The following is a 7,972-nucleotide window of genomic DNA, read 5'->3' on the forward strand; positions in this document are numbered from 1 at the left end:
CTGCGAGGGCGAGGAGACGAGATTACAGGCGAAGTAGACGATGAAGATGCCCACCAGCAGGGCCAGGAGCACCTGCCACGAGGTCAGCCCCATGGCGAACAGGGCGCCGGCGGTGGTGTACCCGCCGACGGAGTGCACGTCGGACATCCAGAAGGCGAAGATGTTGTAGGCGCCCCACTTCTGTTCCTTCAGCGGGGCGATGTCGTCGTTGATCAGTTCGGGATCGGCACCCTGCGGGTACACGACCTCGTCTCTCATACCGCTCACGGCTGCTCCGTTTCCGGAACCTCCAGTCCGGCGAAGCCGGACAGCCGCTTGGGGGCGCGGGGGGCGTAGGTGCCGACCCGTGACGTGGTGAGCCCCTGACGGACCAGGGACTCCGCGATACCGACCGCCGCGGTGACACCGTCGATGACCGGGGCGCCGAGCTCCGCGCTGAGTCCACGTGCGCGTCCGGCCATGCCACCGCAGCCGAGGCAGACGGCCTCGGCACCGTCGGCCAGGGCGTCGCGGGCGAGATCGAGGATCAGGTCGTCGGTGCGCCCGGCGTCCTCCTCGAGTTCGAGGACGCCGAGCCCGGTGCCCCGTACCGACACACACCGGTCGAGAACACCGGCCAGCCGGAGCCGGCCGCGGATCATCGGGACGGTGCGGTCGAGGGTGGTGACCACCGCGTAGCGGTCGCCGACGGCCATCGCGGCGATGGCGGCGGCCTCGGTGATGTCGACGACGGGAACGTCGACGAGTTCCTGGAGGGCCTCGCGGCCCTCGTCCCCGTAGCCGGCGATGATCCAGGCGTCGATCGCCGGGGCGTCGGGGGTGACCGGGGCGGTGTGCCGCCGGTGCACGGCGGTGATGACTCCGACCTGCGACAGGGCGGCCTCGACATGGGTCTCCACGGATTCGGGTCCGATGGTCGGGGTGACGCCGATGACGGTCGTGTCGGGGGCCGCGACGGCGGTCGCGGCGGACACGATGGTCTGTGTCATGGCGGCGCTGGTGTTGACGTTGACGATGCCGATGGTGATGCCGACGCGTGATGCGTTCTCGGTCAAGATGGGTGACTCCGGTTTTCTGGGGAACTCTTCTGGGAATTCCGCTGGGGGCGGTGGCTGTTCGACCGGGGAAACGCTAGCGCACGGAATGTGGCCGGAGGATGTTCCGGGTGTTTCGATTCAGTTAACGTTCCCCGGGATGCTCTCCCGGGGGGGGACGCGTCACGCCGCCGGCGGGTGGCGGCCGTGGTCGACGCATGTCACCGCCCATACGCCGCTACCTTGATAACTGCACCGAACGTGCGGTACAGTTACGGGCCGTTATGAGTACCACCGTGCACACCCCGGACCACGCCCGCACGACCGCGTCCCTCCCGCCCGCCCGGCGCTGGGGATTCCTCGTGCTGCTCAGTCTCGGTCTCTTCCTCGTCGGCGCCGACAATTCGATCCTCTACACCGCCCTGCCCGAGCTGCGTGCCCAGTTGCACACCACCGACCTTGAGGGCCTGTGGATCATCAACGCCTACCCGTTGGTCCTGTGCGGCCTTCTCCTCGGCACCGGAACCCTCGGCGACCGGATCGGTCACCGGTTGATGTTCATCATCGGCGTCACCACCTTCGGTGTCGGGTCCCTCCTCGCCGCTCTCGCCCCGAACGCCGAGTACCTCATCGGTGCCCGGGCGGTCCTCGGTGTCGCCGCAGCGACGATGATGCCCGCCACCCTGGCGCTGATCAGCCAGATCTTCCCCGATGAGCGTGAGCGCGCCACCGCCATCGGCGTCTGGGTGTCGGTCGCCGTCGTCGGCTCGGCGTCCGGCCCGGTGCTCGGCGGCCTGCTGCTGGAGCACTACTCCTGGCACTCCGTGTTCCTCATCAACGTGCCGGTCGCCGCCGTGGCCCTGGTCGGCACCCTGGTCTTCGCCCCGCCGAACATGCCGGACCGTACCCGGAGGTGGGACTTCACATCCTCCCTGTTCGCGATGTTCGCGATGGTCGGCATGGTCATGGGCATCAAGGAACTGGCGAACCCGGACCGCAGCATGATCCTCTTCGCGGCCGCGGTCGCCGTCGGCTGTGCCGGGGCGTCGGCGTTCCGGCGCCGGCAGCGACTGCTGGTCGCGGACGGCAGAGAGCCGCTGCTCGAGTTCGGTATCTTCCGCGACCGGATGTTCACCGGCGGCACCGTCGCCGCGGTGCTGGCGATGTTCGTCATGGCCGGCGCCGAGATGATGACCACGCAGCGTTACCAGACCGCCGGCGGATTCAGCCCGCTGGAGGCGGGACTGCTCGTCGCCTCCGCGGCACTGCCGGCGATCCCGGCCTCCGTCCTCGGCGGCGCGTACCTGCACCGGGTCGGGTTCCGGACGCTGATCAGCGGCGGATTCCTCATCATCGCCGCCGGGCTGGGGGTCGGCATGTGGGCGTTCGCCCATGCGCCGCTGTGGGCCTTCGTGCTCTGCTTCGTGGCGATCGGTGCGGGCGCGGGCATGGTCATGTCCGTCTCCTCGACGGCGATCATCGGGTCGGCGCCGCAGTCGAAGGCGGGTATGGCGTCCGCCGTCGAGGAGGTCTCCTACGAGTTCGGGACGCTGGTCTCGGTCTCGATCCTCGGTAGTCTGATGCCCATGTTCTACGCGCTCCGGGCTCCGGAACAGGTCGCGCACGACGTGGACCTGGGTGTGGACGATCCGGTGTTCGGGGCGGACGCGGTCGCCGCCTACGATTCCGCCTACCTGTACGTCCTGGCCATCATCTGCGGCGTGGCGTTGGTCGCCGCGGCGCTGACCGCCCGGTGCTTCGCCGGCAATCCGAAGGGTACCGTTGCGCACCAGTAAGAGGGACCTCATCCTGGACACCGCTGTCGGCATCATCGCCGACACCGGGATCGAAGCGGTGACCTATGAGTCGCTCGCGGACGCCGCGGGCTTCTCCAAGTCGGGCATCGTCTACCACTTCCCGTCGCGCCGGGACCTGCTGGTCGGCATCCACCGGTACCTCGCCGCGGAGTGGGAGCGGGATCTGGTGGCGGCGGCCGGGGGAGAGGCGTCCGAGGTGGACGCGGCGACGCGGCTGCGGGCGGTCGTGATGACGCTGAGCCATGCGGCGACCCGGGCGGAGCTGATGGTGCAGCTCGATGCCGCGACCGACCCGGAGTTCGCCGGCGTGTGGGAGGAGGTCGACCGGCGGTGGATGCCCCCGTCCGACGAGCTGACCGCGGCCGGGGAGGCCGGGGACCTCGCCCGGATGTCGTACCTGGTGCAGGTCGCCGCCGACGGGTTGTGGGTCCACGACCACGTGCACCGGTCGCTGACGAAGGCGCAGCGTGAGGCGCTGACGACCGCGCTGCTGGGGCTGATTCCCTAGGTTTCGTGATGCTCTCGGCCTGGCTCGGGCGCTGTGGGTTGGTTTTGCCCCGTTCCGCCAACCTGAGGCACCCGACCCGGCCACACCCGACCCTGCCTCGCCAGGTAGTTGACCCGGGTACGCGGGGCAGCGTCTCCGCGCATGGCGCCTGATGGTGTTCGAATGACGGCTGCCGGGGACGACTGTGACGTCCGGTACCTCCGCTAACGTAGCGTCCGGCCGGAACGTTCTTGGCTGTGCTGGCGGTGCGCCGATCCCGGCGTACACATACTCAGGGGTAGAGGATTAAGGAAACGATGGCGAAGAGGAACGAAGCCGAAGGTACCAAGGGTGCGGTTGCTGAGCAGAAGCTGCAGGACACCGCGCTCAACATGATCGGAGTGGCGGCGAAACTACCGGTGGTCCGGGTCGATCGGGATCAGTTCCTCCGTCAGCAGTTCGCGGATTCGCCGCACCTCGATCACATTCTGGAGCATGGGCCGCAGTCGGTGTACACCCCCGAGTCCCTGAGGGAGAAGTCGAAGAAGGTCGTGAAGAGCAATACGACCAAGACGGCGTCGGTGTCGTTCGTGGCGGGGCTCCCCGCCAACCCGGCGATGATGATTCCTGCCGGCGGGGCGGACGTTGTCCAGTACTTCGGTTTCGCCATCCGCATGGCGCAGCAGATCGCCTACCTCTTCGGCGAGGACGACCTTTTCGGGGATTCCGGGGAGATCTCGGAGGACGCGAAGATCAGGGTTATCGCCCTGCTCGGAGGTATGTTCGGCGCCAGTGGGGCGGCGGTGTTGATCTCGCAGACATCCAAGTCTCTGGGGGCTAATCTTGGGGCGAAGATCGCCGCCAACGCGTTGACGAAGACCGCGTGGTACCCGCTGCTCAAGAAGAGCCTGGCACTCATCGGGCAGAACATCACCAAACAGACTGTGGGGAAGACGGTCGCCAAGGCGGTTCCGGTGCTCGGTGGTGTCGTCTCGGCCGGGCTGACTTTCGTGGCCTTCCGTCCGATGGGTCATAGGCTGACCGAGGTGTTCATCCGTAACCTCAACGGTGAGTTCGACCCCGCGGAGTTGGAACTCAATGAGGACTTCGCAGCCACTCTCGTGGATGGGGAAGTCGTCGGGGAGGTCGTGTTTGAGGACGAGGTCCTTGAGAGCGAAGCCCCTGCTCCGGAACGCGACAAGGACTGAGGGGACGGTCAGACTCAGTCAGACGAGGTCGGCCGATGCAGCCGTGTCCTCCAGGCTCACAATGGTGGAGAAGGGGAGATGAGGGTAGTCCCGGGCATTCTTGAGGAGACCGCTGGGGAACTCGATCTGGCTGTGACTCGGTGGGAGGACGCCGAAGCTGTGGATGATCATCAGAGGATCCAGGCACGGCTTTCTGGCGACCGTCCAGCTCCAACCGTGGTTCCGGATGAAGCCTTCACCGATGAACAGCGAGACCTCCCTGCCGATCTCCGGTCCTGCGGGGCCGCGCAGGGGATCCCCCAGTGCGTCGAGGGAACGGTCTGACCAGTCCATCATCTCGAGGGGGTACCAGTCGGGAGGGGTCGCCAGCCACCTGTCCGTCAGAGCCGTGGCTTCTTGCTCGAGCGCGCGGAGCTGATCGGCGAACAACTCCATCCCCTCGGCGATGATGTCATCGATGGGGTTCGGGTCCATGTACATTCTCCTGATGCAGGTTCCGACCAGTGTTTCATGATGTCTTCTTCGCCGAATTCTTCACACTCGTCGTCACAGCCGCGATCGCCGTGGTCAGCGGCACGGCGGCGACCAGGGCCAGTGAGCCCGTCGCCGAGCGGAGGATCTCGGTGGCCATGATGTCCGAGGTGAGGATGTGCGTCAGCGAACGACCGGAGACGCTGAGCAGCACCAGCAGCGGCAGCGCGGCACCGGCGTAGGAGAGCACCAGGGTGTACACCGTGGAGGCGAGGTGGTCGCGTCCGACCCGCATGGCGGTGGTGAACAACTGCCACCGGCCCGCGTCCGGGTTCGCCTCCTGCAGCTCACTGATGGTGGACGCCTGCGCCACCGTCACGTCGTTCAGCACGCCGAGGGTGCCGAGGATGAACCCGGCCAACAACAGTCCGGTGACCTGCACCCCGGGCAGGTACAGCAGGATCTGGAAGTTGTTCTCGTCGGCGAGACCGCGCAACTCCGAGGTGTCGATGGCCAGGGCCGCCAGTCCGGTGCCGAAGAGCATGGCCACAAGGGTCCCGCCCAACGAGGACGCCGTTTTCCAGTTCATCCCGTGCACGAGGAACAGCACGAGGTAGAGCACCGCCGCACACGCGGTGATCGCCAGGACAACCGGGTTGCCCCCGCGGGCCAGAGCGGGGAGCAGGAACACCCCGATGACACCCAGGGTGATCGCCAGGCCGAGGATCGCCCGCACCCCGCGCCACGCACCGACCAGGCAGATCGCGAGGATGGTCACGGCCAGCCAGATCCACAGCGGCGTCCCCCGCTGGAAGTCCTGGAACGCGTAGGAGCGGGTGCCGTCCGGATCTGTGGTGGTGGCCAGCAGAACGTGATCGCCGATGCTGACGTCGGCGTCCTGGTCACTGTTCGGCGAGGCGAGCAGCGTGCGGCGCCCCTCGTCGGGACCGTCGGTGATGTCGACGATCAGCTGGTCACAGGGCTCGGCGCCGGGTGCCTCGGCGGAGGGGGCGGAGTCGAAGGCCCTGCCGATCTGCGTCGAGGAGCAGGAGCCGGTGGTCTCCAGCGCGACGGTGCCCTCGGCGACCTCCTGCGCCAGGTTCGAGGTCTGGTGGAAACCGTCGGAGGTGACGGCCTTGCCGTGCGGCCACTGCATCGCCACAGCGATGACCGTGGCGATGGCCCCCAGGAACAGAAAGGACGCCAGGACGGCACGCGACGGTGTCCAGGTGATCTTCCGGGGGTCGGAGATCCACGGGCCGGTGTCATGGGAGTGACTGTGGCCGTGGGAGTGGAGCTCCGTGAGGGAGTGCTGGTGGTCGTGCTCGGGGTGTTCTTCCGGAGCTGCGTGGCGTCCCACTGTGGTGGTGCCTTTCTGTCGGCGGACGGCGTCCCGGGCGTGGCGGAACTGACCCGCCCAGTCTGCCACGACCGGGCAGGGGTGACTGCGTGACTGCCCTGTCTGGCGGGTGCCCTCAGAACAGAGGCCGGAGGTAGGTAGAGTCGCGGGGCGAATGACGTTTTATCCATGTTCACCACAGACACCTGAAGGAGAAGGTCACCATGACGGACAATCAACCATGGAACGGAGCGCCGCAGAACGGCAGCCCGGGCCGGTCCGGGGAAAACCAGTACGGGCGGTACCCGGCGGATCAGGGGCAGGGGCCGTGGGCCCAGGGACCGCAGGGTGGGTACACGCCGCAGCAAGCCGCCCCGCAGCAGAAGGGTTCGGGACTCGCCGCGCTGCGTCAGCTGTTCACGCCGTTGAACGCGGGCATCGGGGCCGGCGTCCTCTTCCTGCTGACCCTGCTGGGGTACTGGCTGAGCTGGAAGAGTTTCAGCGAGGACGGCGGCAAGGCGACCGTCAACGGTTTCGGAGTCCAGAAGGCGACTTACGACGGGGAGTCGATGCGGGGCCTGGTGACGGGGTTCTACTTCCTCGGTCTGTTCGTGCTGTTGCTCATCGTCGTCGCCGCCGTGCTGGCGCTGATGACGGTGTACAGGAAGATCGCCGCGCTGTGCCTGGCCGTCGCCGGCGGCATCGGTGTGCTGTACTCCTTCATCAGCCTGTTCACCGACTTCGGTATGGACAAGAAGTTCATGGGCATGGAGGCAGGACCGGAGGATGATGTTCTGGACTGGGGGTTGAGCTCCGGAATCTTCGTCGCGCTGGTCATCAGTCTGGTGACCCTGGCATTCGGCATCCTCTACTTCCTGTCCGTGCAGGGGCCGCTGCTTCCCGCTGCGGCCGCGGCCCCGGCCGTTCCGCTCACCGGTCCGGCTGCAGTGCTGCGGCCGGTCTATGTCGCAGGTGGAGCGGTCGTCCTGTTCCTGCTCCTGGTGCTCAGCTACATCCTCAACTGGCGTTCAGTCGGGGAGTCAGGCACCAGGATGACCGTCAACGGACTCGGAAGCCGCTCTGTGGAGTACTCGGTCTACGGGGATTCCGCCTCTGCCAGTGATCTCAGCCTGTTCCCGCTGTTCACGGCCACCTTCACCTTCGCCCTCATTCTCCTCGGCGCGCTCGTGCTCGTGGCGACGGCACGGAAGAAGATCGGTGCCGTGCTCATCGCCGTAGGTGCCGCGCTCGCACTGTTCACCGCGTTCATCGGCCTGGTCTCCGACTACGGCCTGTTCAGGGAGCTGGGCGGAGACAGGCCTGACGGTGACTCCGCCTCCGTCGGCGTCTTCCTCACCCTCTTCTTCAGCCTGGTGCTGCTTGCCGTGGCCGTGCTGTACCTGCTGGTGGAGTTCGGCCTGATCGGTGGGGCGAAGCCGCAGCAGTACGGCCAGCAGTACGGCCAGCAGTTCGGCCAGCAATACGGCCAGGCGCCGCAGCCGGGTCAGCAGTACCCGCCGCAGAACCCCGGACAGACGCCGCCTGCCCAGGGCCGCTGGTAGACGTCTCATAGGACGCCGATGCAGCCTGGGTTGCTTCCTGGCAGCTACAACTGC

The 7,972-nt window shown here is 67.2% G+C and carries 8 protein-coding genes; 4 read left to right on the plus strand and 4 right to left on the minus strand.

Annotation, left to right across the window (positions count from 1 at the left end; all coding sequences use genetic code 11):
* Both QZV72_RS11185 and QZV72_RS11190 read right to left on the minus strand, forming a co-directional pair.
* Nucleotides 1-258, minus strand: a 258-nt coding sequence (locus tag QZV72_RS11185; protein WP_297008506.1) for a cytosine permease, incomplete at its 3' end; no start/stop codon positions are given.
* Between the two features lie 5 nt (nucleotides 259-263).
* Nucleotides 264-1,028, minus strand: a complete 765-nt coding sequence (locus tag QZV72_RS11190; RefSeq protein WP_297008508.1) for an aspartate/glutamate racemase family protein — start codon at nucleotides 1,026-1,028, stop codon at nucleotides 264-266.
* Nucleotides 1,029-1,318: 290 nt separating this feature from the next.
* Here QZV72_RS11190 and QZV72_RS11195 point away from each other — a divergent pair, with 290 nt between their 5' ends.
* The 3 genes from QZV72_RS11195 (at nucleotide 1,319) to QZV72_RS11205 (ending at nucleotide 4,546) form a co-directional block, all read left to right on the plus strand.
* Nucleotides 1,319-2,830: an MFS transporter gene (locus QZV72_RS11195; protein ID WP_297008497.1), complete on the plus strand. Its 1,512-nt coding sequence runs from the start codon at nucleotides 1,319-1,321 to the stop codon at nucleotides 2,828-2,830.
* Nucleotides 2,817-3,359 carry a TetR/AcrR family transcriptional regulator gene (locus QZV72_RS11200; protein ID WP_297008499.1) on the plus strand — a complete coding sequence of 181 codons (543 nt, stop codon included), beginning with the start codon at nucleotides 2,817-2,819 and terminating at the stop codon, nucleotides 3,357-3,359. Before QZV72_RS11195 ends, QZV72_RS11200 begins: the two co-directional genes overlap by 14 nt.
* Nucleotides 3,360-3,655: 296 nt before the next feature.
* A complete protein-coding gene (locus QZV72_RS11205) occupies nucleotides 3,656-4,546 on the plus strand; it encodes a hypothetical protein (protein ID WP_297008500.1) in 891 nt (296 codons plus the stop codon).
* Nucleotides 4,547-4,564: 18 nt separating this feature from the next.
* Here QZV72_RS11205 and QZV72_RS11210 read toward each other — a convergent pair whose 3' ends face one another.
* Nucleotides 4,565-5,020 (minus strand): hypothetical protein, encoded by a 456-nt coding sequence (locus QZV72_RS11210; RefSeq protein ID WP_297008502.1) that lies wholly within the window; start codon nucleotides 5,018-5,020, stop codon nucleotides 4,565-4,567.
* Nucleotides 5,021-5,054: 34 nt separating this feature from the next.
* Nucleotides 5,055-6,377, minus strand: coding sequence for a YibE/F family protein (locus QZV72_RS11215; protein WP_297008509.1), 1,323 nt, complete (start codon nucleotides 6,375-6,377; stop codon nucleotides 5,055-5,057).
* Nucleotides 6,378-6,580: 203 nt separating this feature from the next.
* On the opposite strand from QZV72_RS11215, the gene QZV72_RS11220 reads away from it, so the two are divergent.
* Nucleotides 6,581-7,918, plus strand: coding sequence for a hypothetical protein (locus tag QZV72_RS11220; RefSeq protein WP_297008504.1), 1,338 nt, complete (start codon nucleotides 6,581-6,583; stop codon nucleotides 7,916-7,918).
* The last annotated feature ends 54 nt before the right edge of the window (nucleotides 7,919-7,972 follow it).

It is taken from the genome of uncultured Corynebacterium sp., assembly GCF_902782855.1.
In the GTDB taxonomy this organism is placed as follows: domain Bacteria; phylum Actinomycetota; class Actinomycetes; order Mycobacteriales; family Mycobacteriaceae; genus Corynebacterium.

Excerpts from the sequence above, each read along its gene's own strand:
- QZV72_RS11195 (WP_297008497.1), top strand. The coding sequence starts at position 1,319 with ATGAGTACCACCGTGCACACCCCGGACCACGCCCGCACGACCGCGTCC.
- QZV72_RS11205 (WP_297008500.1), top strand. The coding sequence starts at position 3,656 with ATGGCGAAGAGGAACGAAGCCGAAGGTACCAAGGGTGCGGTTGCTGAG.
- QZV72_RS11210 (WP_297008502.1), bottom strand. The coding sequence starts at position 5,020 with ATGGACCCGAACCCCATCGATGACATCATCGCCGAGGGGATGGAGTTG.
- QZV72_RS11220 (WP_297008504.1), top strand. The coding sequence starts at position 6,581 with ATGACGGACAATCAACCATGGAACGGAGCGCCGCAGAACGGCAGCCCG.